This is a genomic window from Mesorhizobium sp. M1B.F.Ca.ET.045.04.1.1 (genome assembly GCF_003952465.1).
Taxonomy (GTDB): domain Bacteria; phylum Pseudomonadota; class Alphaproteobacteria; order Rhizobiales; family Rhizobiaceae; genus Mesorhizobium; species Mesorhizobium shonense.
Map to the genome: position 1 here is coordinate 7,139,694 of NZ_CP034448.1, position 26,698 is coordinate 7,166,391.

Sequence of the window (26,698 nt, forward strand, 5' to 3'; positions counted from 1 at the left end):
GCCCGCTCCTACCTGGTCAGCACGACGCCGGCGTCTGGCCGGAAGGAAACCCAGGCGCGGTCGTTCCAGGTCAGCGGATCCTCGGTGACGCGCGACGCGTTCAACGCGCTTGCCCGCACGATCTGCCCGTCGTCCAGCCTGATGTGATAGACGGTCATGTCGCCGAGATAGGCGACATCGTAGATCTCGCCCTCCAGGGCGTTGACGGCGTCGGCCGGCTTCTTCGACGAGACCTTGATCTTCTCCGGCCGGATCGCGAAGACGATGTCGGCGCCGTTGGCAGTGTCGGCGGCGTTCTCGACGACGATCTGCGCCCCGGTCGCGCCGGTGATGCGCGTCGTATTCGCCGCCCGCTCGGCGACCTTGCCCTCGAACATATTCACATTGCCGACGAAATGCGCGACGAAGCGCGAGGTCGGCGCCTCATAGACTTCCGCCGGCGTGGCGACCTGCATCACCTCGCCCTTGTCCATGATGGCGATGCGGTCGGCCATGGTCATGGCTTCTTCCTGGTCGTGGGTGACGACGACGAAGGTGAGGCCAAGCTCCTGCTGCAGGTCCATCAGCTCGAACTGCGTCTCCTCGCGCAGCTTCTTGTCGAGCGCGCCGAGCGGCTCGTCCAGGAGAAGCACCTTCGGCCGCTTGGCGACCGAGCGGGCGAGCGCGACGCGCTGGCGCTGGCCGCCGGAAAGCTGATGCGGCTTGCGCTTGGCGAACTGCTCGAGCTTGACCAACCTCAGCATCTCGGCGACGCGCTTTTCGATATCGGGCGCGGGCATGCCTTCCTGCTTGAGGCCGAAGGCGATGTTCTTCTCCACCGTCATATGCGGGAACAGCGCGTAGGACTGGAACATCATGTTCACCGGCCGCTTGTAGGGCGGGATGCCGCGCAGGTCCTGGCCGTCGAGCAGGATGCGGCCTGCCGTCGGCTCCTCGAAGCCGGCGAGCATCCTGAGCAAGGTCGACTTGCCGCAGCCCGAGGCGCCAAGCAGGGCGAAGAACTCGCGCTCGAAGATGGTCAGCGACAGATTGTTGACCGCGGTGAAGTCGCCGAACTTCTTGGTCACCTTGTCGAACTGGATGTAAGGCTTGGCGCTCGGATCGTTCCATGGCGCGAAATCCCTGCGGATGCTGCCAAGCGATTTCATGTCCCCACTCCGTTCTTGTTCTTGGTGCTTCAAAAGAAGCGACCCCGGCAGTTGGCTGCCGGGGGCCGCGTCTCGACGCTTATTGGCCGGTGACGATCTTGGTCCAGGTGCGCGTGATGACGCGCTGTGTCTTGGGATCGTATGGCTGCACGGTATAGAGCTTCTTGGTCGTCTCCTCGTCCGGATAGACCGAGGTGTCTTCCAGCAGCGCCTTGTCGACGAACTGCTGCGAGGCCTTGTTGCCGTTGGCGTAGAGCACGTAGTTCGACGACTTGGCGATGACTTCCGGCGTCATCATGTAGTTGATGAACTCAAGCGCATCGGCGACATGCGGCGCATCGGCCGGGATCGCCATCTGATCGAACCACATCTGGGCGCCTTCCTTCGGCACCGAATAGCCGATCTCGACACCCTGCTTGGCTTCCTCGGCGCGGTTGCGCGCCTGGAACACGTCGCCCGACCAGCCCACCGCCAGGCAGATGTCGCCGTTGGCCAGAGCATTGATGTATTCCGACGAATGGAATTTGCGGATATAGGGCCGGACCTTCAGCAGCGCCTCCTCGGCCTTGGCGATATCGTCGGGCGAGGTGCTGTTCGGGTCGAGGCCGAGATATTTCAACGCCGCCGGAATGATGTCGGCCGGCGAATCCAGCACATAGACGCCGCAATCCTTCAGCTTGGCCAGGCTCTCCGGATTGAAGAACACGTCCCAGCTGTCGACCTTGTCGGTGCCAAGCGCCGCCTGCACCTTCTTGACGTTGTAGCCGAGGCCGACCGTGCCCCACATGTAGTTGACCGAGTATTCGTTGCCCGGATCGTACTTGGCGGTGCGCTCCAAAATGACGTCCCACATGTTTGAGATGTTGGGCAACTTCGACTTGTCGAGCTTCTGGAACACGCCGGCCTGGATCTGGCGCGCAAGGAAGTTGGCGCTGGGCACGACGACGTCGTAGCCGCTGCCGCCGGCCAGCAGTTTCGTCTCCAGGATCTCGTTGGAATCGAAGGTGTCGTAGACGACCTTGATGCCGGTTTTCTTGGTGAAGTCGTCGATGATCGAGCTGTCGATATAGTCCGACCAGTTGTAGACGTTGACGACGCGGTCGTCGGCATGGCCGCCTACCGTGAAGAGCGTCAGGAATGCCGAAGTCGCCGAAAGCAAAAGCGCTTTGCGGATCATAATGTTCTCCTTTGGTGAGTGTTCCCGTGCCGGCTCGTCGCGATATGGGCGCGGGACGGCGTTTGGTTCAGGCTATTGGGCTTTCCGGGGAGCGCCAAGCGCGCGCGCCTGGCTGTGCGCCGGACCGTTGAGTGGTGGTTGTGGCCCGTGCATCCCTCCCAGGAAGATGTTCGGGCAGCGTCAGCGGCGTTCGCCGCGGCGGATGCAGAAATATGACGATGCGGTCCGGCCCCTGTGAGGCCGGCTGAGACACTTGGCAAGATACGCCTGTCTTGTTGTTGCCGTAATTGCAGCCTGCCCGGCCGGCAACGGGGTTGTCAATGGGGAAGACACTGCGGCGTCAATTGGGAGACGGCAGGCCGGTGACGCCCGGCCGCTCGGGACGCGTCTGCCGCTTGAATTCAAACCCGACATGGACAAGCAGCGCCGTGACGACGACGGCGCCGCCGATGATGGTGCGCACCGACGGGACCTCGGCATGGACCAGCCAGACCCAGATGGGCCCAAGGATCGGCTCGAACGTGCCAAGCAGCGCCGCAACGGCGGCCGGAACGAGCCGCGCCCCCATCGCGAAAAAGGCGAGCCCGACGCCAAGATTGAGGACGCCGAAGGCGAAGAGGAAACCCATGTCGCGCTCGGAAACGGCTAATTCCGAAGCTTGCGAGGCAGCGAATACGCCGGCAAGCAACGCAGCAAGGCAATTGGCCGGCACCATGCGCACATGCGCGAAACGCCGCGTGATCACGGTCGCCACCGAAAACATCACCGCAATCAGCAGAGCCAGCCCGTCGCCGATCGGCGAGACGGCGCCGCCAAGGGATTCAGAGACCATGATGGCGACGCCGGTGATGACCGCGGCAATGGCGATCCAGGTAGCCGGGCTCACGCGCTCGCGAAACAATACCCAGGCAAGCAGGGCAGCCAGAAGCGGCACGCCGGCCTGCATCAGCAGAATGTTCGCGACGGTCGTATAAGCGAGCGCCACCACGAAGCTCGTCGAGGCAGTGGCGAAACAGAGGGCGACGCCGAGCCCGGGCAAGCCCATGCCGCGGAACAGTTTCAAGGTGCCGCGCCCGCCGTCGCGCCAGAGCATGAAGGCGATGAGGAAGGCCACCGCCCAGAGCGAGCGCCAGAACACCACGGTCCAGCTGTCGCCGACATGGATGAAGCGGGCGATGGTGCCGCCGAAACTCCACATCAGGGCAGACAGGAAGACCAGCAGCATGCCGATCCGCTCCTCGCGCGGCGAGACGGCAGGCAGGGCAACGCGGGGCGAGGCAGTATCGGTCATGGACGGGACTGTCAGCGATTTGCGGGCGGCACGATCCACCAAGGACGACCAGACTATATTCCATTGGCGTAGCGCAAAGACTGAAGCGCGGCGTGATCCAGCATTCGCTGAAATGTAGGACAAAGCCTGATGGCGTCGCTGAGTCCGCTACACGCCTAAAGCAGGTCGCGTGAAAAAGGATTCACGCGACCTGCTTTAGGTTTTTGATTTTAAGCATGTCTTCATCCCGAAACCGGGCCCACTTTCGGGAGACATGCTTTAGCGGCGGCACTATCCTTGGAAATCGAAGGCGCTGAGGCCCGTCACCATCTCGTCGAGACCGAGCGGGCGGGTCACCGGCGGCTCGGCGCGCGCCATGCAGCCGACGCGCTCGCAGAGCCTGCAGGCCGGGCCGACCGGCGTCGCGAATGCCGTGCCCTGCGCGGCCTTGCCGGCGAACGGTCCGGGCAGCGCCGCGCTGTAGACGATCTCGTCGCGAAAGCCGATGTCGCAGCCGAGCAGAAGCGCGGTGCGCCGCGGCCGCTCGGAGAAGGCGCCTTGCGGCCCTTCGAGCGTGCGGGCGATGCAGAGGAACTCGGCGCCGTCCGGCATTTCCACCGCCTCGACCAGGATCCGGCCCGGCTGCGAAAACGCCGCATGTACCGGAAGCTTCGGGCAGGCGCCGCCGAAGCGGCTTTGCGGATAGCCCAGGCTGCCCGCCTTGCGGAAGCGGTTGCCGGCATTGTCGACCTCCAGCATGAAGAACGGCACGCCAGAGGCGCCGGGCCGCTGCAGCATGGTCAGGCGGTTTGCCGCCTGTTCGAAGGACACGCCGAAGCGCGAACGCAAGACGTCGATGTCGTAGCGGGCGCGCACAGCCGCCGCGTGGAAGGTCTGATAAGGCATCATCAGCGCATGCGCGGCATAGCGGCCAAGCTCGAAGCGGGCGAGCCGGCGCGCCTCGTCGGTGCCCAGTTTCAACGCCTGGATCTCGCCCGCCACGGCCACCGTCATGCGCATCAGGCTCGCCTCCATGGCGACCTCGCGCAGCTGATCGAAGGGGGAGAGCCGCTCGGACAGGAACAGGCGCTGCGAATGGCGGTCGTAGCGCCTGCGCCAGTTCGGCATGGTGGCGACCGGCAGCACCTTGACCACGATGCCGTGCTCGCGCCTCAGCCACGCCTTCAGCGCGCCGAACAGGTCGTCTCCGGGATCGAGCACTGAAATGAAGGCCTCGGCTTCCTCCTCCAGCGTCGCGAAATGGTTCGGCCGACGCTCGAAGGTCTCGTGCACTTCATCGACCGGCAGGCGGGTGCCGGACAGGGCGGTCGCCCTGCCCTCCCGCGCCAGGAGCTCGTTGAGATCCGACAGCCGCTCGGCCTGCTCGCGATAGGCGCGAAACAATTTCACCATCGCGGCGGAAGCGTTGGGAGCAATCTCGGCGAGATCGATCAGTTCCTGGTCGCCCGGCAGTTCGCCGGCCAGCAGCGGATCGCCGAACACTTCCTTCAGCGCCGAGATCGACCCTTTGGTCTCGCCCTGCAATTCGTGCGGGTCGATCTTGTAGACGGAGGCCAGCTTGAGGATCAACTGCACCGTCAGCGGCCGCTGGTTGCGCTCGATGAGGTTGAGGTAGGACGGCGAGATGCCCAGCCCTTCGGCCATCGCCGTCTGGGTCAGGCCCTTGGCGTTGCGAAGCCGGCGGATGCGCGGTCCGGCGAAGATTTTCTGGTCGGCCAATCGGCTGCCCTTGACAAGATTTTACACGAAATGGCGCGACCTGCGGCCAACCGCCTTTTACAATCGTGACAAATTTACTGCGCTTGCCTGTCAAACACAATACAGGTTTTCCCTTATTTTCGTGTGTAATCTCCGGTTTTCCTGGCCCTTTTTGCGCCCCGATGTAAACGATGTCACACACCAGCGGCGCCGAAGGACTCCCACGAACGCGCCATCCGAGCAAAGCAGACCGACCTGGAGCAACCGATGACTGATTTTTACAACCTCGTCCCGTCCGCGCCGGAAGGCCGTTTCGACGGCATCGAACGGCCCTACTCGCCGGAGGATGTGAAGCGGCTGCGCGGCTCGGTCCAGATTCGCCACACGCTTGCCGAAATGGGGGCGAGCCGGCTGTGGAAGCTCATCCACGAGGAGGATTTCGTCAACGCGCTCGGCGCCATGTCCGGCAACCAGGCCATGCAGCAGGTCCGGGCGGGGCTGAAGGCGATCTACCTGTCGGGCTGGCAGGTCGCGGCGGACGCCAACACCGCGTCCGCCATGTATCCGGACCAGTCGCTTTATCCCGCCAACGCGGCGCCTGAGCTGGTCAAGCGCATCAACCGCACGCTGCAGCGCGCAGACCAGATCGAGACGTCCGAAGGCCAGGGACTTTCGGTCGAGACCTGGTTTGCGCCGATCGTGGCCGACGCCGAGGCGGGCTTCGGCGGCCCGCTCAACGCCTTCGAGATCATGAAGGCATTCATCGAGGCCGGCGCGGCGGGCGTCCACTACGAGGACCAGCTGGCGTCGGAGAAGAAGTGCGGCCACCTCGGCGGCAAGGTGCTGATCCCGACCGCGGCGCATATACGCAACCTCAACGCGGCTCGGCTCGCGGCGGACGTGATGGGCACGCCGACGCTGGTGGTGGCGCGCACCGATGCCGAGGCGGCAAAGCTGCTCACCTCCGACATCGACGAGCGCGACCGGGCTTTCGTCGATTACGATGCCGGCCGCACCGTCGAAGGCTTCTACCATGTCAGGAACGGCATCGAGCCCTGCATCGCGCGCGCCGTCGCTTACGCGCCGCATGCGGACCTGATCTGGTGCGAAACCTCGAAGCCGGATCTTGAGCAGGCAAGGAAGTTCGCCGAGGGCGTGCGCAAGCATCATCCCGGCAAGCTGCTGGCCTACAACTGCTCGCCGTCGTTCAACTGGAAGAAGAACCTGGACGACGCCACCATCGCGAAGTTCCAGAAGGAGCTCGGCGCCATGGGCTACAAGTTCCAGTTCATCACGCTGGCCGGCTTCCACCAGCTGAACTTCGGCATGTTCGAGTTGGCCCGCGGCTACAAGGACCGCCAGATGGCGGCCTATTCGGAACTGCAGGAAGCCGAGTTCGCGGCGGAGGCCCACGGCTACACCGCGACCAAGCATCAGCGCGAGGTCGGCACCGGCTATTTCGATGCCGTCTCGATGGCGATCACCGGCGGCCAGTCTTCGACCACCGCCATGCATGAGTCGACCGAGCACGCCCAGTTCAGGCCGGCGGCCGAGTGACGACAACATTGAGAGGAAACGCCCGAAGGGCATTACGTCAGGGAGAAGACCAATGGCATCGATAAGCCGCGTCAAGGAACGCGCCGAAGAACAATCGAGCGCAATGAGCGTCGATCAACAGGCGACGATCCGCATGCTGGCCAACGACCTGCACAGACTGAACCAATCGGTGATGAAGGCAGTCGAGGCAGGCGTGTCCGTGGAACTGGTGCGTTCGGCCAGGCACCATGGCGGGGACGGCAACTGGGGTGATCTTTTGATCCCAGTGATCGTCACCCACCAGAACCACGGTTGACGCTACGTCAACAATCTTCCGCGAATGTCTCCCGCGCGCTATACGTTCGGGAGACTTTCGGTTTTTTCGAATTCCGCTTGGGGTGACGGGGAGAACTTGCGCCGAATTTTAGCAATTCTTGCTATATTCTCATCTTCCACTATTTCTGCTTGACACCGCTGGCGATCTCACGCCAATTGCGCTCAGGTTTCAACCCTGCATTGAACCAGAGCATCCGCCAACATGTCTCCCGCCGATCATGACGACCCTCGAAAGCCAATGAAACCGGCGGGCCGCGGCCCGGCTGCCCGGCTGACGGCGGATTTCTCCAAGGTGCTTGTGGTCGGCAAATCGTCGATCAACCGGGTCGTGGTGTCGAAAATCGTTGAAAAATCCGGGCTGAAGCCGATTTCTGAGTCGCCCGAGACGGCAGAGAAGGCTTTGGCCGGCTTGGTCCCCGGCGCAATCATCCTGGACGGCGGCCCCGACGACAAGGATTGCGACGGGCTGTTGTCCGGCATCGACGCGCTGCGGCGCGCCTCCGACAGGGCGCAGCCCTCGGTGATTCTGCTTTCAACCAGGAATGGCACACCGGACAGCCTTGGCCTGTCGAGCGTGATCGACGCGGTCGTTGCCAAGCCGATCACGCCTGAAAGGCTGCAACCGGTGATCGAGCGCCTGGTCGGCCGCGGCTAGAGCGTTTTACCGTTTCACGGAAACGGCAAACCGCTCTATCTCTTTGTTTTGACGCAATTCCGGACGCAAAACCGTTTCACACTTTTCCTGGAATTGCTCTAAGCATTCCAGGAAAAGTGCATACCGGTTTTCCATCCGGAACAACCTGGACAGAGCTCAGCCAGTCCGCGCGATGGTCTCGACCAGGGTCGGCAACTCGCCAAGGTCGGCAATCCGTCGGAAACGCGGCGCCGCAACAGGCGCGTCGGCGTGTTCGACAGCCCAGGTCAATTCATGCGGGACATGGATGCCCCAGCCGCCGGCCTCGATGGCGGGAACCACGTCGGACTTGAGCGAATTGCCGACCATCATGCTGTTCTGCGGGCCGTCGCCATGGCGGCTGAAGATGCGGGCATAGGTGGCGGCGGTCTTGTCGCTGACGATCTCGACGGCATCAAAGAGATCGCCCATCCCAGACTGCGCTAGCTTGCGCTCCTGGTCCAGAAGATCACCCTTGGTGATCAGCACCAGGCGATAGGCACCGGCGAGCCTTTCGACCGTCTCATGCGCATGCGGCAACGGCTCGATCGGGTGACTGAGCATGTCGCGGCCGGCGGCCAGGATTTCGGCGATGGTCGAGGCTGGAACACGGCCGTCGGTAACCTCGATCGCCGTTTCTATCATCGATAGCGTGAAGCTCTTTATGCCGAAGCCATACATGCCGAGATTGCGCTTTGCGGCTTCAAGCAGGTTTGCCGAAACCTGGCTTGCCTCGCCGTGTTCGGCAAGCATCGCGACGAAGCGCTGCTCGGTCATGCGGAAGAACTGCTCGTTCTGCCACAGCGTATCGTCGGCATCGAAGCCGATCGTCGTCAAATGGGGGACGGACATAAGCGGACACCGTTCGTTGCAGGTGGCTGGTGTAAACGTTGTGGCGCCGCACCGCCAGCCTGAAGACGGTTACCCGCCCGAGGCGCCTCCCCTTCCCTTCCCCCACGGCGCCCGGCTATACTTCGAAATCCGCAACACAATCTGGTGAATGATGCCGCCTGAGAAAAAGGAAGTCCGTCCGTCAAACCGGGGGGACGCGCCCGCACGCCTGCCTTCCTGAAAAACGAACGCGGTGTGAAGAACTGGAAGGAAGCCAGCGCCTGGCTGGAATGGCGCGGCATCGAGGACATCGAATGCATCACCCCGGACCAGGCCGGCGTCGCCCGCGGCAAGATGATGCCGTCGAAGAAATTCACCTCCAACACATCGCTGGCGCTGCCTTCGGCGGTGTTCATGACGACGATCTCCGGCGGCTATCCGGAAGACGGCAACGGCTTCCACTATCCGGAGGATGACGGCGACCTGAAGCTTTTGCCCGATCTCTCGACGCTGACCGTCGTACCCTGGGAAGAAGACCCGACGGCGGCAGTGATCTGCGATCTCGTCCACCAGGACGGCCGCTCCGTCGAATTCACGCCGCGCAATGTGCTGAAGCGCGTGCTAGCCGCCTATGACGAGCGCGGCCTGAAGCCGGTCGTGGCGCCCGAGATCGAATTCTACCTGGTGCGCAAGAACCCCGATCCGGACTATCCGCTGACGCCGCCCGTCGGGCGCTCGGGGCGGCCGATCGGCGGCGGCGCCGGCTATTCGATCGCCGGCGTCAACGAGTTCGACGAGCTGATCGACGACATCTACCATTTCTCCGAACGGCAGGGCCTGGAGATCGATACGCTGATCCACGAGGAAGGCGCCGGCCAGCTCGAAATCAACCTGCGCCACGGCAATCCGATCGAGCTCGCAGACCAGGTCTTCATGTTCAAGCGCACGATCCGCGAGGCGGCGCTGAAGCACGAAATCTACGCCACCTTCATGGCCAAGCCCATCCAGGGGCAGCCGGGTTCGGCCATGCACATCCACCAGTCGGTCCTCGACAAGAAGACCGGCAAGAACATTTTTTCGGCCGAGGACGGCTCCGAGACGGATGCGTTCTTCCATTTCATCGGCGGCATGCAGAAGCATGTGCCTAACGCGCTGGTGATGTTCGCGCCCTACGTCAATTCCTACCGCCGGCTGACGCAGGCGGCCTCGGCGCCGGTCAACACCAAATGGGGTTACGACAACCGCACGACGGCCTTCCGCGTGCCGCGATCCGACCCCGCGGCGCGGCGCGTCGAAAACCGCATTCCATCGTCCGATGCCAACCCCTACCTGGCGCTCGCCGCTTCGCTCGCCTGCGGGCTGATCGGCATCACGAAAAAGGAAAAGGCTTCGGCCCCGGTGCTCACCACCGCCAACGAGGACGAGATCGATCTGCCGCGCAACCTGCTCGAGGCCGTCGACCTGTTCGAGGGCGACAAGGAGCTCGGCGCCATACTCGGCAAATCCTTCGCCGCCACCTATGCGGCGATCAAGCGCGCCGAGTTCGAGACCTTCATGGAAGTGATCAGTCCGTGGGAGCGGGAGTATCTGTTGCTGAATGTGTGAGAGAGCGAATAGCGAATAGCGAATAGAAACAACACCAACTTCATTCCCTATTCGCTACTCCCTACTCGCTATTCGCTTTCCATTACTCAAAAAGCCTCCAGTTCCGGCGAATCATGCCCTACCAATCCCCCATTTCCCCCGGCCGGTCCTGGTATGAGGACACGGCCGGCCCTCGGCCTGAGTATCCAGCGCTCGACGGTGACCGGACTTGCGACGTCGTCATCGTCGGCGGCGGCTTCACCGGCTTGTCGGCGGCGGCGCATCTCGCCAAGGCCGGCACAAATGTCGTGCTGATCGAGGCGCATCGCTTCGGCGACGGCGCGTCGGGGCGCAATGGCGGCCAGCTCGGCACCGGCCAGCGCGCCTGGGCCGAGGAACTGGAGGCCGAATACGGTTTCTCGCGCGCCAAGTCGCTGTTCGATCTGGCGGAAGAGGCCAAGACGCACCTCCTCGACTTCGCCGCCGCCAACGCAATCGAGATCGACTACATGCCGGGCCAATTGTCGGTGGCGCACAAGCGGCGCTATGTCGACGACTACAAGGCCCATGCCGAGATCATGGCGAGCCGCTTCGGCTATCCGCACGTCTCTTTCATGGATGCCAACGAGACCGCGGAACGGCTGGGCTCGACGCGTTATTTCGGCGGCACGCGTGATACCGGGACCGGACATATCCACCCGCTGAAGCTGGTGATCGGCACGGCGAAAGTGGCTGCCGCGGCCGGCGCGCATCTGTTCGAGCGCATGCCTTCGACCGGCATTGCCGCGAGCGGCGGCAAGGTGAGGGTGACCACTGCGAAAGGCACGATATCGGCCGAGAAATGCCTGATCGCGGTCAATGCCTATGGCGGCAATCTGGAGCCGGTGAGCGCGTCGCACATCATGCCGATCGGCTCCTTCATCGGCGCGACCGTGCCGCTCGGCGCCGAATCCAAAGTGCTGCCGGGGGGCGAGTCAGTGGACGATTCCCGCTTCGTCGTGCGCTACTTCCGTAGGTCGAAGGATGGGCGGCTGCTTTTCGGCGGCCGCGAGGTCTATGCCGTCAACGATCCGAAGGACATCCATATCCACATCCGGCGGCAGATCGCCGAGCTCTATCCGGCGCTGAAGGACGTCGAGATCACGCATGGCTGGGGCGGGTATGTCGGCATCACCGTGCCGAGGAAGCCTTTCGTGCGCGAAGTGATGCCGAACGTGATCTCGATGGGCGGTTACTCCGGCCACGGGGTCACGCTGTCCAACTTCTTCGGCAAGCTCTATGCCGAGACGGTCGCCGGCAACCGCGACCGGTTGAAACTGATCGAGGATCTGAAGATTCCCGCTTTCCCCGGCGGCCGACGTTTTCGCGCGCCGCTGCTGTTTCTGGCACTCAACTGGTTCGCTTTGCGCGACAGGATCTGAGGCCGGACATCTCGAGGAAGCTGTTGATTCGACAAGTCTGCTTCCCCAACGGCATGTTGCAGAATCCTTAACGAACGCGCAGAATTTCGCAAAAAGGCGCAGTGATGCCATAATCAGCGGCAAAAGATGCCGGTTCTGGGCGATAAAACGGGGATTTGCGCGGGCCTGCCCGCTGGAATTTTGGGACCGATGCCGATCAGCCGCGAACTTTTTGCGGCAGGATCGAAAGAACGTCGGCCCGCTTTTTGGAGGTGGTCTAAGTGAACGAGCCCTTCAGTTTCGGTGCGCCGGAACGACGGCGCTTTGCAGTACAGTTCGGCTATGACATGCGGCCGTCTTTCTGGCAGGGCCTGCAGTCGAACGCGCATCTGGTGATCGCGGCCATCGGCACCGCGGCGCTGCTTGGCGTGGCCGCAGTGGCGCTTTGGCTGGCCCTGCCGGCCAATGAACGGCAGGCGATCGCAAGCGCGGAGCAGACCGTGCCCGCGATCCCGGTCAAGACGAAGAAGATCGAACCGGCCGTTGCGAGCGCAGCTGTCTCCGTCGCCGCGCCGCAGGTCGCGCGCAAGGCCGACGCGGTTTCGCCCGTCACTGCCGTGCGCGAAGCCGCCATCCCGGCGCTGGCATCCAACAGCCCGCGCTGGACCGGCGCGGATGCGGCGACCGCGTCCGCCGCGGCTGAGGCTCCGCCGGCCTCATCCGTTCAGGCCGCGGAGAAGCCGGCAACGCAGAACGACAAGCCAGCCGTCGCCGCTTTCGCCGAATCCGCATCGGAGAATGATGCTTCGGCCGCCTTGTCGAAGGTTGCGGCGCCTGCGCCGGCCGACCAATCGGCAGACGCGAAAAAACCGGATGCCAGGATGGACGGCGCCCAGACCGCCGCCATACCGGACGCAAAGCCGCAGGCTCCAGAGGCTCAGCCGGCGGCAACCGACGCGGCCCAGGACAAGCCGAAGCCCCAGAAGGTCAGCGCCGGCGCCAATGGACGCATCCTGCGGGCAGTCACCATGCGGAGCGGCCCGAAGAAAGGCGCATCCGCAATCATCACGGTGCCGGCCAAGGCATCGGTGCAGGTAATGAGCTGCAAGAAATGGTGCGAGATCGTCTATAACGGCAAGCACGGCTGGGTTTGGAAGACCTACCTAAAGACCGGCACCTGATCCGTTTCCTCGGCTGGAGTCGGCCGTAAAGCACCAAAGCAGGTCGCGTGAAAAAGGATTCACGCGACCTGCTTTAGGTTCTTGATTTTAAGCATGTCTTCCTCCCGAAACCGGGCCCACTTTCGGGAGACATGCTTTAAGAGCCGCCAAAACCGTTTCGCGCTGGAGCGGCCGCTCAGATGCAGCGCCCGCCATCGACCTCCAGCGCCACGCCGGTAATAAAGGCCGCCTCGTCCGACGCCAGCCAGAGCGCCGCGTTGGCGATATCGAGCGGCGTCGAGAGCCGGCCGAGCGGGATCGAGGCGCGGAATTTTTCGCGGATCTCCGGCGTGTCGGCGCCCATGAACTTCACCAACATGCCGGTTTCGCCGGCGACCGGGCAGAGGCAATTGACGCGGATGTTCTTCGGCGCGAGCTCGACCGCCATCGACTTGGTGGCGGTGATCGCCCAGCCCTTGGAGGCATTGTACCAGGTGAGGCCCGGCCTCGGGCGAAGCCCCGCCGTCGAGGCCGTGGTCAGGATGACGCCGCCGCCCTGCCGATCCATGATCGGCACCACGGCAAGGGCGGCATGATAGATCGCCTTCATGTTGATGGCAGTGATCAGATCGAAGGTTTCCTCGTCGACCCCGAGCAGGTCGCCGTTGCGGTGTGTGTAGCCGGCATTGTTGACCATGATGTCGACGCGGCCGAAGGCGTTCTTGGCGGCATAGACCATCTCGTCGAATTCGGAGCGCAGCGAGACGTCGGTCTGGGTCCAGATCGCGCTGTCGCCGATTTCTTGCGCGACGCGTTCGGCGCCCTTGGCGTTGAGGTCGGCGACGACGACGCGCGCGCCCTCTTCGGCGAAGCGCTTCGCCATGCCCTCGCCGAAACCCGACGCCGCGCCAGTGATGATGGCAACCTTGTTTTCCAGACGCATGGTTTTCCCGCACATTCTAGTTCATCCGCACCCGGAGCTGGCCATGGCGCGATGTCGCGCTCATGATTTCTCCCTTAAAGCGCGCCGCGTCGAAACCTATTCAGGCGACGCGCTTTCAGTCGTTGTTTTGATGCCTGTCGTTATCCAAAACCGCTGCGCACTTTTGGGCGACATGCATCCTTGTTTTGATGCATGTCGTTCTCCAAAACCGCTGCGCACTTTTGGGCGACATGCATCCTCGTTTTGATGCATGTCGTTCTCCAAAAACCGCTGCGCACTTTTAGGCGACATGCATTGGCTTTCGTCACATTCACGTTCTATGTTGCAGCTGCGAACGCTGCCGGAAGACATCGCTTGCCGACAAGCCTTCCGGTAGCGCCAGTATCAGGGGCACGTCTAGACCCAATCAATCCCCCGCGATTGGCCCTTGATGCGACACCAAGGCACTAGACGATTTAAATCGATTAGAATATATCAGCCCCGCTACCGGCTAGCGGCATCAAACCGGACTGACCATGACCAGCCAGATCATCCCCGTCGACCCCTTCGACTTCATCATCTTCGGCGGCACCGGCGACCTGTCGGAACGCAAGCTCCTGCCCTCGCTCTACTATCGCCAGTGCGGTCACCAGTTCTCCGAGCCGACGCGCATCATCGGCACGTCGCGCGCGAAGATGACCGATGCCGAATTCCAGGCCTTCGCCAAGAAGGCGATATCCCAGCATGTGAAGCCCGCCGATGTCGATACCAAGGAGCTGGAGAGCTTCCTGGCCAGGCTTTCCTATGTCTCGGCCGACGCGACCACGGGCGCCGGTTTCGACAAGCTCAAGAAGGCGATCGGCGACAGCGACCGCATCCGCGCCTTCTATCTCGCGGTGGCGCCGGCGCTGTTCGGCGACATCTCGCACCAGCTCAAAGAGCACAAGCTGATCACACCGAACTCGCGCATCGTGCTGGAGAAGCCGATCGGGCGGGATCTCACCTCGGCGCGCGCGCTCAACGACGCGGTGGGCGACGATTTCCACGAAAGCCAGATCTTCCGCATCGATCACTATCTCGGCAAGGAAACGGTGCAGAACCTGATGGCGCTGCGCTTTGCCAATGCGCTCTACGAGCCGCTGTGGAACTCGGCTCATATCGATCATGTGCAGATCACGGTAGCCGAGACCGTGGGTCTCGAGGACCGCGTCACCTACTACGACAAGGCAGGCGCGCTGCGCGACATGGTGCAGAACCACATCCTGCAATTGCTTTGCCTGGTTGCCATGGAAACGCCGTCGTCGATGGATGCGGATGCCGTGCGCGACGAGAAGCTGAAGGTGCTGAGGGCATTGAAGCGCATCAACGGCAACGAGGCGCCCAAGCACACCGTGCGCGGCCAGTATCGCGCCGGCGCCTCGGCCGGCGGAGCCGTCAAAGGCTATGTCGAGGAGTTGGGCAAGACCAGCGACACGGAGACCTTCGTCGCCATCAAGGCCGAGATCGGCAACTGGCGCTGGGCCGGTGTTCCCTTCTATCTGAGGACCGGCAAGCGGCTGGCGACACGCGTTTCGGAGATCGTCATCGAGTTCAAGCCGATCCCCTATTCGATCTTCGGCGAAAGCGCCGGACCGATCTTCGCCAACCAGCTCGTCATCCGCCTGCAGCCGGACGAGGGCGTCAAGCAGTTCATCATGATCAAGGACCCGGGGCCGGGCGGCATGCGCCTGCGCCAGATTTCGCTCGACATGAGCTTCGCGCAGTCGTTCCAAGGCCGGGCGCCGGACGCCTATGAACGGCTGATCATGGATGTGGTGCGCGGCAACCAGACGCTGTTCATGCGCCGGGACGAGGTCGAGGCGGCCTGGAAATGGATCGACCCGATCCAGAATGCCTGGGAAAGCGCAAGGCAGGAAGCGCAGGGCTATACGGCGGGCACCTGGGGGCCCTCGGCCTCCATCGCGCTCATCGAACGTGACGGACGGACATGGCACGAGAGCAATTGAGCGGGGCCGCCTACGCCTGGAACGGCTTTGCCGACCGCCAGCAGCTGGCGGCAGCCCTTGCCGGCAACGTCGCCGCCCGGTTGACCAAGGCGATTGCCGAGCGCGGCACGGCGCTGCTCGCCGTATCCGGCGGCACGACGCCGGCAAAATTCTTCGCCGCGCTGTCCTCGATACCGATCGCCTGGGACAAGGTCACGGTGACGCTGGTCGACGAGCGTTTCGTGCCGCCCACCTCGCCGCGCTCGAATGCCGGCCTGGTGGCGGCCAAGCTGCTCCAGAGCAAGGCGGCGGCAGCGCACTTCGTGCCGCTCTACCATGAAGCGGCCAGCATCGAGGCCGCGGCGGCTTCGGACAGCGAGGCCTTGCAGTCCTTGGCATGGCCGCTCGACGTCGTCGTTCTCGGCATGGGCGCCGACGGCCACACTGCCTCCTTCTTTCCCGATGCCGGCAATCTCGCTGAATTGCTCGACCCGTCCTCACAGCGGATCGTGGTCCCGGTGCACGCGCCGAGCGCCGGCGAGCCGAGGCTGACGCTGTCGATGGCGCGGATCGTTGCCGCCGGTTTCATCGCGCTCCACATCGAAGGCGAGGACAAGCGCACCGCCTTCGACGGCGCGATGGGAGCGGGCGTGAAGAAGCCCATCCGCGAAGTGCTCGAGGCCGCGCCGATACCGGTAGAGGTGTTCTGGGCACCCTGATTTCACCAAGGAACAGCTCCGGAGGCTGTGGGAGGACGTTTTCCGGGGCTCGAAAGGACCGACCATGACAGCCAGACGCGACATCGAAGCCATCACGGAACGCATCCGCCAACGCTCGAAAGCCGGCCGCGAAGCCTATCTCGGCCGCATCGCGGAGGCATCCGGCCGCGCCGCCAACCGCGCGGTGCTCTCCTGCGGCAACCTCGCGCACGGCTTTGCCGTCTGCAGCCCGTCGGAGAAGGTCGCGCTCGGCGGCGACCGCGTGCCGAACCTCGGCATCATCACCTCCTACAACGACATGCTGTCGGCGCATCAGCCGTTCGAGACGTTTCCGGCGCTGATCAAGGAAGCCGCGCGCGAGGCCGGCGGCATCGCCCAGGTCGCCGGCGGCGTGCCGGCGATGTGCGACGGCGTCACCCAGGGCCAGCCGGGCATGGAACTGTCGCTGTTTTCACGCGACGTGATCGCCATGGCGGCCGCGATCGGCCTCTCGCACAACATGTTCGACGCCGCCGTCTTCCTCGGCGTCTGCGACAAGATCGTGCCGGGGCTGGTGATCGCGGCGCTGACCTTCGGCCACCTACCGGCCGTCTTCATCCCGGCCGGACCGATGACGTCGGGCCTCCCGAACGACGAGAAGGCCAAGGTCCGCCAGCTCTATGCCGAGGGCAAGGCAGGCCGCGCCGAGCTGCTGGCGGCGGAATCCAAATCCTACCACGGGCCGGGCACCTGCACCTTCTACGGCACCGCCAATTCCAACCAGATGCTGATGGAGATAATGGGCCTGCACACGCCCGGCGCCTCCTTCGTCAATCCAGGCACGCCGCTGCGCGACGCGCTGACCAGGGAAGCGGCGAAGCGCGCGCTGGCGATCACCGCGCTCGGCAACGCCTACACGCCGATCGGGCGCATGATCGACGAGCGCTCGATCGTCAACGGCGTGGTCGGGCTGCACGCCACCGGCGGCTCGACCAACCACACCATCCACCTGATCGCGATGGCCGCGGCGGCCGGCATCGCGCTCACCTGGCAGGATATTTCCGACCTCTCGGAAGCCGTGCCGCTGCTGGCCCGCGTCTATCCGAACGGGCTCGCCGACGTGAACCATTTCCACGCCGCGGGCGGGCTCGGCTTCCTGATCCGCGAGCTGCTTGACGAGGGCATCCTGCATGAGGACGTGCAGACGGTGTGGGGCGAAGGCTTGCGGCCCTATGCGGTCGAGGCGAAGCTCGGCGCCGACGGCAGCGTCTTGCGTGAAGCGGCGCCGCTGGAGAGCGGCGACGAGAAGGTGCTGGCGCCGTTCGCGAAGGCGTTCCAGCCGACCGGCGGCCTGAAGGTGCTTGCCGGCAATCTCGGCCATGCCGTGATCAAGACCTCGGCCGTCAAGCCCGAGCGGCGCGTCATCGAGGCGCCGGCAAAGGTGTTCGACAGCCAGCAGGGGCTGAACGATGCCTTCAAGGCCGGCACGCTCACCGGCGACTTCGTCGCCGTCATCCGCTTCCAGGGGCCGAAGGCCAACGGCATGCCGGAACTGCACAAGCTGACCACCGTGCTCGGCATCCTGCAGGACCGCGGCCAGCGCGTCGCGCTGGTGACGGACGGGCGCATGTCCGGCGCCTCCGGCAAGGTGCCGGCGGCGATCCATGTGACGCCGGAAGCGGTCGAGGACGGGCCGATCGCCAGGATCCATGACGGCGACATCATCCGCCTCGACGCCGATGCCGGCACGCTGGAAGTGCTGGTGCCCGGGACGGAATTCGCGCTGCGCCGGACAGCCGATGCCGATCTCATCGGCAACGAGTTCGGCTTCGGCCGCGAGCTGTTCGCCGGCTTCCGGCAGTTGGTCGGACGCGCCGACCACGGCGCCGCAGCGTTCGCAAACACCTGATTTCTTCCCCAATGTGCCTTACAAAAAAGGCGGCTCCGAGCCGCCCTTTTTCTGCCTAGTGGTGAAAATCTGACGCTTGATACCCGACGACACGACCGCAACGGGTGGTTTCTTGTCGTACGTCCGATTAACCAGACAACCAACCAGCGCCAGAAGCGGCTATTGCTCCGTGGGCCAAGCATGTCGCTTCCGTTTGGTAGTATTTGGCAACAAAGTAGCGCGTTCGCTCACGATCGCGGCTTATATACGTCTCGACCTCAGTATATCGGCACCTTTTTCAGCTATCATGATGACGGGCGCATTAGTGTTGCCGCTCACCATTGACGGCATCACTGACGCATCGCAGACGCTGAGCCCCTCTAATCCGTTCACGCGCAGGTCGGGCCCGACAACGGCGCGCTCATCGATTCCCATCCGGCAAGTGCTGGTTGGGTGCCAAGTGGTTGACGCGTTCTGACGGACAAAGGTGGCGATCCCTTTCGGATCATCGGTGTCAGGCGTTGCGTTGCCCCGCCGGATATCGTTGAACGGCGCTGCGTTCAGGATTTCGCGGTCTTTGCGGACCAGTTCGATTGACAGGCGCAGGTCGTTCGGATCAGAGAAGTAATTTGGGTCGATAATCGGCGGGTCGAGCGGGCTGCCAGAGGCAAGCGTCACACTACCGAGGCTGCCTGGTTTGCAGACGTAGCCGCCTACGCCAAACCTTCGTCGATCAGGTACGCCATCTGTGCGGCAAAATTCGGAGATCCCCGGATAGAAGAAGGTCTGCAGAGATGGGTAAGCCTCGCCGGGGTCAACCGACATAAAAGCGCCCACATCAAGATAATGGGTTGCCAGCAGGCCACCCCCGGTTTCCTCAAACTCGGTCACGGCATCATCGAACTTCAATGGAACCTGGCCGTAGACGGCATCCGGGTCCTTGACCCAGCCGCTTATGGTGCCCGGGCTGATGTGATCTTGGAGGTCCTGTCCAACACCCGGCAGGTCTGCGACGACCTCCACATCTTTCGCCTTTAGATGGTCGGCGGGTCCTAAACCTGAGAGCATCAAAAGATGTGGAGAACCTATCGCGCCGGCCGCCAGGATGACTTCGCCGTCGGTGGAAGCGACCTCGAGGCGGCGGCCGTCAGCGAAGTATTCGACGCCTCGAGCACGGCCTTTCTCGACGACGACGCGGGTGACGAGCGCCTGCTTTATGATGGTCAGGTTGGGACGAGAACGCGCTGGATCGAGATAAGCCGAAGCCGTACTGCAGCGTCGTCCGTTTCTCAACGTCGCCTGATAGTAGCCACAACCAGCCTGAACCGCGCCGTTGAAGTCGGGATTGAACCGATGGCCGACGGAGACCGCAGCCTCGATGAACTTCTCGCAGAGCGGGTGCCGATGCGGGTTGGTCTCGACACTGAGCGGACCGTCTGTCCCGTGGTACATGTCGTCAATCGCGGCGTTGGCTTCTGCACGTATGAAATAGGGCAGGACGTCATCGTAGGACCAGCCGTGGTTGCCGAACTGGGCCCACTGGCCGTAGTCACCCGAGTTGCCGCGGATGTAGACCATGTAGTTGAGGATGCTTGAGCCGCCTACAACGCGACCTCTTGGATAGGCGATGCGCCTGTCGAACAGTTCACGCTGATGCGTAGTGGAAAAGGCCCAATCGGCCCTGGAGTTCTGCATCCACGAAGCGGCTCCCGGAATGTGAGCGAGCCTGGGGTCTGGTTCGCCGCCCGCCTCGATCAACAGGACCGTGCGATCTGAATCTTCGGTTAGTCGGTTGGCCAACACGCAGCCGGCTGATCCGGCGCCGACAATGATGTAATCGAACGACATCAGGACCACCCTTGGGCCGACGTGGCACGGCCCATGCGAACTCTAGCCCCCCGGCGCCGCATAAGCGAGCGCTAATATTCCAGCGAAGGGTGAAAGGGAGTTCGCGGCCTTTACTGCCTTGCTCATTCGGTTAGTGATGACCGCCAGGCCCATGCGCTGCCGTAGGCGCGAGCGGGGCGAACGTCCGAGTTGGGTCACGACCCTCCCTTGACCCGCCTTCAGGGAAGGTCTGCAAGGGGTTGTTTCCCGCCATTCCCTGTGGGTATCAAGCGTTAGGTTTTTACCACTAGCTACAGCGCCTATTGAACCGTGATCTCGGTCCGCTCGCCGGCCTTGATCGTCACCGGCATTTCCTTGTCCTGACCTTGGTCGGACATGTGGCGCACGACGACATAGTCGCCGGCGGGAATCGTCTGCTGCCAGCTATCGCCATAGCTTAGCCCAAGCGACTTGCGCTTGCCTTCGATGTCCTTCTTCGATGAGAACACCTCGATCGAATAGGCGCCGGGCGCCGACATCGCCAGCACGCCGGCGTCGAGCGCCACCTTCACGTCCTGATTGTCGCCGGCCTTGATGCTGAAGGGCTGCTCGACGACGGCGAGATCGAGCGTGGTGATGGCGACATAATCGTCCGGCGGCAGCCAGAACTTGCTGTCGGGACCGTAGGAGTGCTCGACGCTCTCGCGCGAGCCGTCGATCTGCTTCTTGGCCTTGACGATCTCGAAGCCGATGCCGGAATTGTCGGCCTGGTCGCCGCCGGCGGTGTAGTAGGCGTTGAGCACCGCATGACCGACGCCGACAACGACATCCTTCTCGACGGTCTGTCCGGCGGCAAGCTGGACGGTCTCCGTTGCGGTGCCCGCGCCGATCTGCACTGTCACCTTCTGCTCGCCCGCAGGCACGGTGGCCTTGGCGTCGCCATAGTGGGTGGTGTTGCCACCCGGATAGTTGAAGTCGACGCGCGCCTCGCCGCTGATCTCCGAGCCCTGGCTCGCATGCGGGTGGATGACCAGGGTGCCGGCGTTCAGCGTGAACAGCGGGCTGTAGGTCTGTCCGGCCTCGACTTTGATCTTCTGCTCGCTCCTTGCCTCGTCGTCACGCCCGACGACGACATAGTCGCCCGGCTCGAGGTTGGTTTTCAGCTCGCCATACTCGGTCATGACCTGATCGCCGCGCGTGCCGTCGGCCGCGGCTTTATAGATCTCCCAGGCATTGCCGTCGGTGATCGGATCGCCGCCCTCGGCCATGACCACGCTCGGCATGAAATTGAATTCAGGCTTGGCCGGTTCGGGCGCCGGCGCGGGGGCTGGAGCGGGCTCAGGCGCGGGAGCCGGCGCCGCCACGGTCTCCACCAGCGCTTGCTGCAGCGCCTTCTCGTCCGACGCCTGGATGTATTTGCCGCCGGTATTTTCGGCGAGACAGGCGATCTGCCTGCCTTCGTCGGCGGTCAGGCCGAAGCCGACCACGTCGGCGGTGAAGTCGATGCCGGTTTCCTTCAGCTCCTTGCCGAGCGCGCACGGATCGCCGCCGCAGGTCTCGAGCCCGTCGGTGATGAGGACGACGGTGGCCTTGTCCTCGGTGTATTTGAGCGCCTCGGCGGCCTGCTTGACCGCGGCCGTCAGCGGCGTCTTGCCGAGGAATTTCATGCTGTCGGCGGCGGCCGAAATCGCGCTTGCCGAACCCGCCTGCGGCGGCACGATCAGCTCGATGTCCTCGCAGCTGCCCTTCTGGCGATGGCCGTAGGCCATGAAGCCGATCTCGTCGTCGGCCGGCACCGACTGCAGCACCGTACGCAGCGATTCGCGCGCGATCTCCAGCTTCGGCTTGCCGTCGATCTGGGCCCACATGGAGCCTGATGCATCGAGAATGATGATGACCTTGTTGGCGGCAAAGCCAAACGTGGTCGTCAACAAAAGGAGGATCGCCGTAGCGACGCTCCGTGCCAGTCCCGCCATGAAAATCTCCTGAGTGAGCCCCCGTGTCCGCGCCGGGAAAGCTATTTGAGGCGGCCTTTGGAGACAAGCCCGACTGCCAGCAAAGTCGCTCAGTAGGTGGTGCGGCGCTCTTCCGACGGCGGACGGCCGAACTGCAGCCGGTAGCTCTGCGCGAAATAGGAGTGCGAGGTGAAGCCGGTGGCGATCGCCACGTCGAGGATCGGCATATTGGTCTGGCGCAGCAATTCGCGCGCTCGCTCCAATCTCAGCCGCATGTAGTAGCGGCCGGGCGTGACATTGAGGTGGCGCAGGAACAGCCGCTCGACCTGGCGCACCGACAGGCCCGCCGACTTGGCAAGCTGCACCGCCGACAGCGGCTCATCGAGATGGTCGGCCATCAGCTCAACGATGCGTCTCAGCTTCTCCGACTTGCCGGTGAGATCGCGCTCGGGACCGACACGCTGGCGGTCGCCGGCCGAGCGGATGCGCTCATGCTGGAACTGGTTGGCGACGCCATTGGCAAGGTTGGAGCCGAAATCGCCGCGCACGATCTCCAGCATCAGGTCGATCGAGGTGGTGCCGCCGGCGCAGGTGTAGCGCTTGCGGTCGATCTCGAAGACATTGCCGGTGCAGGTGATGTCGGGAAAGCGCTCCATGAAGCCGGCGCGGTTTTCCCAATGGATGGTGCAGCGGTAGCCGTCGAGCTGGCCGGCCTCGGCGAGCAGGTAGGAGCCGACCGACAGCGCACCGAGCGCGTTGCCGCGCCGGCCCCAGCTGCGCAGCGCCGCCAACACCTTGCTCTTGCCGGGGAATTCTGTGGTGAGCCCGACCGAGACGAACAGGATGTCGACCGGCGGCATATCGGCGACGGAATAGTCGATCTTGAGCGGCAGGCCGTTGGAGGCCATGACCGCGTCGCCATCCGCCGAAATCGTCGTCCAGCCGTAAAAGTCGCGACCAAGCAACCGGTTCGCCGAACGGAAACAGTCGATCGCCGCGGCAAGCGAGAACATCGAGAACTTGTCGACCAGAAGGAAGCCGAACTGCCGCCCCCCTTGAACGGGATCGTTCATGACCGGCCGTTCAACGGAGGCAGATAGGTTCGGCAACGCTAAGGCTTTCTGATCAGAAGGACGGCCGCTTCAATCCGGCCGCGAGGTAGGCGGAAGCTACAGTGTTGGCCATCAGCATGGCAATGGTCATCGGCCCGACGCCGCCGGGCACGGGCGTGATGGCGCCGGCGGCCTTGGCCGCTTCGGCATAGGCGACGTCGCCGACCAGCCGCGACTTGCCTTCGCCCTTTTCCGGGGCGGGAATGCGGTTGATGCCGACGTCGATGACAGTGGCGCCCGGCTTGACCCAATCGCCCTTGACCATTTCCGGGCGGCCGACGGCGGCGACCAGGATATCGGCGGTGCGGGCGAGCGCCGGCAGGTCCCTGGTGCGGCTGTGGGCGATGGTGACGGTGCAGTTGGCGGCAAGCAGCAAGTTGGCCATCGGCTTGCCGACGATGTTGGAGCGGCCGACGACGACGGCATTGAGGCCGGAAAGATCCTTGCCGCGCACGCGCTCGATCAAGAGCATCGAGCCGGCCGGCGTGCAGGGCACGAATGCCGTCTCCAACTCGCCGGTGCCAAGCTTGCCGACATTGATGAAGTGGAAGCCGTCAACGTCCTTCTCGGGCGCGATCGTCTGGATGACCTTGCCGGAATCGATATGGCCAGGCAACGGCAGCTGCACGAGGATGCCGTGAACCGACGGATCGGCGTTCAGGTCGCTGATGGTCTTGAGCAGCTCCGCCTCGGTGGTCTCGGCCGGCAGCGTGTGCTGGAGCGAATGGAAGCCGCACTCCTTGGCCGTGCGCGATTTCGAGGCGACATAGACCTGGCTCGCCGGGTCCTCGCCGACGATCACAACCGCCAGACCGGGTCGGGTCGCGCCCTTGGCCGACAGCTCTGATGTCAGCGCCTTGACCTTTTGAACCACGTCTTCGGCGACACTCTTTCCATCGATCACTTCGGCCATCATTCACCTTCAACACTGTTCTATGGCCGCGCTCACGCGTAGCCCTGATCCTCAATCCGGCATCGCGATCCGCCAGGCGCCGAGCGCGGGCGATCGAATGCCGCGCGGCATTTTCACGAAAATTCGACAGGGCAATCCCGTCAAAACGTCGTCGGATGCCGTAAACCCGAAACCGGCCGCTTTTATCGGAGGCTGCGCCCTTTAGAAATAGCGACGGCGCGTGCGGCTTTCGGTCAGGTCGCGCACCGCCTCGCGGAACTCGCGCAGGCTGGCGCGGAGCTCGTCGACCTGGCTCTGCTGGTCGTCTGGAGCCTGGCGCGCCTCGGCGACCGGCGGTTGCGGATGGGAAGGTGCCGCCGACGAGGCGTACGCGTCGTCGGATGGCCCCGCGGGTTGCGGGTAGTCCGGACTATAGGTGTGGGTTTGCTGAGACGGCGCCCCGAAGCCAAGGTTCGATGGCGGCGCGTTCCGGGCGCCAGCACGCCGGTCCAAGCCGGCATCAGTCGGCTCGTCCGATCTGCGCAGCATGAAGTTGCGCAGCGAAGTCAGCGATCCGAAGAAGCCCGGCCGGCCGGCCTCATTGGCGGGGACAGGCGATGATGTGAACGGTGCAACTGGCGGGGGCGCTGGCGGCGGAGGGCTCGGCGGCGCCGCGCGATATGCCTTGTCCTCGAAAGCCGGCGCACGCTCTTCGGGCCTGCGGCGTGAGCGGGTGCCCGCCGTCTCGCGCAGGCTGGCATAGACGCCGCGCAGCGCGCCGAGGCCGATGCCGGCGAGGAAGCCGGCAAGCAGGCCGGCCAGCGCCTTGACGGCGCGCGACGGGCCCTTGGCCTCGAGCGGCGCATAGGCTTCCGAAATCAAGCTGATGTTGGCGGTGTTGATGTCCTTCTGTTCGCCGGTTTCCTTGGCGCGCAGCAGGAACTGCTCGTAGACCGAGCGCTTGGCGGCGGCCTCGCGCTCGAACTCGCGCAGCGAAACCAGGTCGTTGTTGACGTCGCCGCTCTGCACCTTGGCCTGCGCCAGACGCGAGGCAAGGTCCTGCTCGAGCTGCACGGAGCGCTTCAGCTCGACCTGCAGCGAGGACGCGATGCGCTGCAATTCGGCGCCGATGCGTTCGCGCGCGCCGGCAAGCTGGGCGTTGAGCGCCTGCAGCTCCGGATGCCGCGGCCCGAACTTGATGGCGGCACGATCGGCTTCCTGTTTCAGCGCCGCATATTGCGAGCGCAGCTCGCCCATCGTGTTGGAGTTGATCTCTTCCGGCAAGGTGCCGTTGAGAACCGCGTTGACGTTCAAGGCGCGGGCCGAGGCGGCGCGGGCATTGAGCTCGAGCGTGCGGGCGCGGGCGACGGAGAGCTGCTCGTTGAGCTTCAGCATCTGATCGTCGCTGATCAGGTGACCCTGGGCGTCGACAAGATCATGCGTGGCCCTGAAATCCTCGACCTTGCGCTCGGCAGCCTCGACGCCCTTGCGCAATTCGTCGAGCCTGGCCGTGAGCTCGTCATTCGCGCGGCCCGCCGTGTTGGACTGGAGTTCGCTGGATATCTGCTGGAAGGCAGTCCTCATGGTGTTGGCGATCAGGGCCGACTTGTCGGGGCTCTCGGTCGTGGCGGTGATCGAGACGACGAAAGTCTTGCCGCCCCGCTCGACGTCCAGGCTTTCCGCCAGATTGCCGACCGCCAGCGCACGCCGGCGCGCCTCGTCGGCAGGACCCTGCCCATCCTGCCGCGACAGGATCGAGCGGAGCATCGACATCAGGCCGATGCCGCCCTTGCCCTGGCCGTTGAACTCAGGATCATTGGTGAGGTTGAGATCCGTGACGACCTTGTTGAGGACCGCGCCAGAGGTGAGGATGCGGGCCTGGTTCTCGACGATGGCGAGCGTCGCATCCGAGGCGATCACGTTCTGCGTCAGGTCGCGGTCGGTGAGCTTGAGGTCGCGCGGGTCGACGATGACCTCGGTGGTGGCCTCATATTTCTTCGGCGTCGACAGCGCGATGGCGATGCCGAGCGCGGCCCCCAGGATCGTCGTCGAAAGAATCAGCGCCTTGGAACGGGTGATACCGCGAACGACCTGCATCGGGTCGATCAGCGGTTTCCATTCCTGTGCGTCGGTGCCGGCCGACGGCCGGCTTGCGTAGCGAGGTTCCGCATAGCGCGGTTCGAACGTGGCCGCAGAGGAATTGTCCGGCGGACGGTTCTCTTCGCGCTGTCCGATCTGCGGATGGACTGCTCGCTCCGCCCAGCCGTCCTCGGCCCGGATCGTTTCCGAAATCGGATCGACCTGAGGTTGGCCGGGCTCGTCGGTGTTCGCGGGCTGCGGGCTCGACCGCCCTTCGCGCTCGAAGCGCGCGGCGCGGTGGCGCGCGGCGGCATCCTCGCGCCAAGACGGGTTGGCCTTGTCGCCGATGGAAACCAGCGATGCGTCCGGGCTGTCCTCGCCGCGCACGGCCCGGCCGAGCGCAAGCAAAGAGCGCTCGCGCTTCCAATCGTCACGGTTATCCCTGTCGACCATGTCCTGGAACTTACTCTCTGGCGGCTTGGAGCGGCGGTCGGCCAATCGTTAAG

General features: G+C 64.0%; 20 protein-coding genes. 9 read left to right on the top strand and 11 right to left on the bottom strand.

Translation table 11 applies throughout. From position 1 onward, the window contains the following. Positions 1 to 8: 8 nt before the first annotated feature. The 4 genes from EJ071_RS35280 to EJ071_RS35295 all read right to left on the bottom strand — a co-directional run bounded on the left by EJ071_RS35280 (position 9) and on the right by EJ071_RS35295 (position 5,335). Positions 9 to 1,148: an ABC transporter ATP-binding protein gene (locus EJ071_RS35280; protein ID WP_126101970.1), complete on the bottom strand. Its 1,140-nt coding sequence runs from the start codon at positions 1,146 to 1,148 to the stop codon at positions 9 to 11. 79 nt (positions 1,149 to 1,227) lie between these two features. Continuing rightward, the gene (locus EJ071_RS35285) at positions 1,228 to 2,325 is read right to left on the bottom strand and encodes a polyamine ABC transporter substrate-binding protein (RefSeq protein WP_126101971.1); all 1,098 of its coding nucleotides are present in this window, start codon (positions 2,323 to 2,325) and stop codon (positions 1,228 to 1,230) included. Between the two features lie 340 nt (positions 2,326 to 2,665). Next, positions 2,666 to 3,616: a DMT family transporter gene (locus EJ071_RS35290; RefSeq protein ID WP_126101972.1), complete on the bottom strand. Its 951-nt coding sequence runs from the start codon at positions 3,614 to 3,616 to the stop codon at positions 2,666 to 2,668. Positions 3,617 to 3,886: 270 nt separating this feature from the next. Next, positions 3,887 to 5,335 carry a helix-turn-helix domain-containing protein gene (locus EJ071_RS35295; protein WP_126101973.1) on the bottom strand — a complete coding sequence of 483 codons (1,449 nt, stop codon included), beginning with the start codon at positions 5,333 to 5,335 and terminating at the stop codon, positions 3,887 to 3,889. A gap of 246 nt (positions 5,336 to 5,581) precedes the next feature. On the opposite strand from EJ071_RS35295, the gene aceA reads away from it, so the two are divergent. The 3 genes from aceA to EJ071_RS35310 all read left to right on the top strand — a co-directional run bounded on the left by aceA (position 5,582) and on the right by EJ071_RS35310 (position 7,841). Continuing rightward, positions 5,582 to 6,871 (top strand): isocitrate lyase, encoded by a 1,290-nt coding sequence (gene aceA, locus EJ071_RS35300; RefSeq protein WP_126101974.1) that lies wholly within the window; start codon positions 5,582 to 5,584, stop codon positions 6,869 to 6,871. A gap of 52 nt (positions 6,872 to 6,923) precedes the next feature. Beyond that, complete coding sequence (locus EJ071_RS35305) at positions 6,924 to 7,166, top strand: hypothetical protein (RefSeq protein WP_059186117.1); 243 nt, start codon at positions 6,924 to 6,926, stop codon at positions 7,164 to 7,166. Positions 7,167 to 7,424: 258 nt separating this feature from the next. After that, on the top strand, positions 7,425 to 7,841 hold the full coding sequence (locus tag EJ071_RS35310) for a response regulator (protein WP_245460091.1): 417 nt from the start codon (positions 7,425 to 7,427) through the stop codon (positions 7,839 to 7,841). 156 nt (positions 7,842 to 7,997) lie between these two features. Here the strand turns inward: EJ071_RS35310 and EJ071_RS35315 are convergent, their stop codons facing one another. After that, positions 7,998 to 8,711, bottom strand: a complete 714-nt coding sequence (locus EJ071_RS35315; protein WP_126101975.1) for an HAD family hydrolase — start codon at positions 8,709 to 8,711, stop codon at positions 7,998 to 8,000. Between the two features lie 216 nt (positions 8,712 to 8,927). On the opposite strand from EJ071_RS35315, the gene EJ071_RS35320 reads away from it, so the two are divergent. The 3 genes from EJ071_RS35320 (at position 8,928) to EJ071_RS35330 (ending at position 12,855) form a co-directional block, all read left to right on the top strand. After that, positions 8,928 to 10,295 (top strand): glutamine synthetase family protein, encoded by a 1,368-nt coding sequence (locus EJ071_RS35320; protein WP_245460385.1) that lies wholly within the window; start codon positions 8,928 to 8,930, stop codon positions 10,293 to 10,295. Positions 10,296 to 10,408: 113 nt separating this feature from the next. Beyond that, a complete protein-coding gene (locus tag EJ071_RS35325; RefSeq protein ID WP_126101977.1) occupies positions 10,409 to 11,695 on the top strand; it encodes an FAD-binding oxidoreductase in 1,287 nt (428 codons plus the stop codon). A gap of 260 nt (positions 11,696 to 11,955) precedes the next feature. Next, positions 11,956 to 12,855 (top strand): SH3 domain-containing protein, encoded by a 900-nt coding sequence (locus EJ071_RS35330; protein ID WP_126101978.1) that lies wholly within the window; start codon positions 11,956 to 11,958, stop codon positions 12,853 to 12,855. Positions 12,856 to 13,030: 175 nt separating this feature from the next. Here the strand turns inward: EJ071_RS35330 and EJ071_RS35335 are convergent, their stop codons facing one another. Continuing rightward, the gene (locus EJ071_RS35335) at positions 13,031 to 13,777 is read right to left on the bottom strand and encodes an SDR family oxidoreductase (protein WP_126102852.1); all 747 of its coding nucleotides are present in this window, start codon (positions 13,775 to 13,777) and stop codon (positions 13,031 to 13,033) included. A gap of 515 nt (positions 13,778 to 14,292) precedes the next feature. Here EJ071_RS35335 and zwf point away from each other — a divergent pair. The 3 genes from zwf to edd all read left to right on the top strand — a co-directional run bounded on the left by zwf (position 14,293) and on the right by edd (position 18,348). Beyond that, a complete protein-coding gene (gene zwf, locus EJ071_RS35340) occupies positions 14,293 to 15,762 on the top strand; it encodes a glucose-6-phosphate dehydrogenase (RefSeq protein WP_126101979.1) in 1,470 nt (489 codons plus the stop codon). Next, a complete protein-coding gene (gene pgl / locus EJ071_RS35345) occupies positions 15,744 to 16,460 on the top strand; it encodes a 6-phosphogluconolactonase (protein ID WP_126101980.1) in 717 nt (238 codons plus the stop codon). Before zwf ends, pgl begins: the two co-directional genes overlap by 19 nt. A gap of 64 nt (positions 16,461 to 16,524) precedes the next feature. Continuing rightward, positions 16,525 to 18,348: a phosphogluconate dehydratase gene (gene edd, locus EJ071_RS35350; protein WP_126101981.1), complete on the top strand. Its 1,824-nt coding sequence runs from the start codon at positions 16,525 to 16,527 to the stop codon at positions 18,346 to 18,348. Between the two features lie 240 nt (positions 18,349 to 18,588). On the opposite strand, the gene EJ071_RS35355 is transcribed toward edd, so the two are convergent. The 5 genes from EJ071_RS35355 to EJ071_RS35375 all read right to left on the bottom strand — a co-directional run bounded on the left by EJ071_RS35355 (position 18,589) and on the right by EJ071_RS35375 (position 26,645). Beyond that, complete coding sequence (locus EJ071_RS35355; RefSeq protein ID WP_126101982.1) at positions 18,589 to 20,175, bottom strand: GMC family oxidoreductase N-terminal domain-containing protein; 1,587 nt, start codon at positions 20,173 to 20,175, stop codon at positions 18,589 to 18,591. 299 nt (positions 20,176 to 20,474) lie between these two features. Continuing rightward, positions 20,475 to 22,130: a VWA domain-containing protein gene (locus EJ071_RS35360; protein ID WP_126101983.1), complete on the bottom strand. Its 1,656-nt coding sequence runs from the start codon at positions 22,128 to 22,130 to the stop codon at positions 20,475 to 20,477. Positions 22,131 to 22,219: 89 nt separating this feature from the next. After that, positions 22,220 to 23,182, bottom strand: coding sequence for a GlxA family transcriptional regulator (locus EJ071_RS35365; protein ID WP_126101984.1), 963 nt, complete (start codon positions 23,180 to 23,182; stop codon positions 22,220 to 22,222). A gap of 52 nt (positions 23,183 to 23,234) precedes the next feature. Beyond that, the gene (folD, locus tag EJ071_RS35370) at positions 23,235 to 24,134 is read right to left on the bottom strand and encodes a bifunctional methylenetetrahydrofolate dehydrogenase/methenyltetrahydrofolate cyclohydrolase FolD (protein WP_126102853.1); all 900 of its coding nucleotides are present in this window, start codon (positions 24,132 to 24,134) and stop codon (positions 23,235 to 23,237) included. Between the two features lie 201 nt (positions 24,135 to 24,335). Continuing rightward, a complete protein-coding gene (locus EJ071_RS35375; RefSeq protein ID WP_126101985.1) occupies positions 24,336 to 26,645 on the bottom strand; it encodes a GumC family protein in 2,310 nt (769 codons plus the stop codon). Between the last annotated feature and the right edge of the window lie 53 nt (positions 26,646 to 26,698).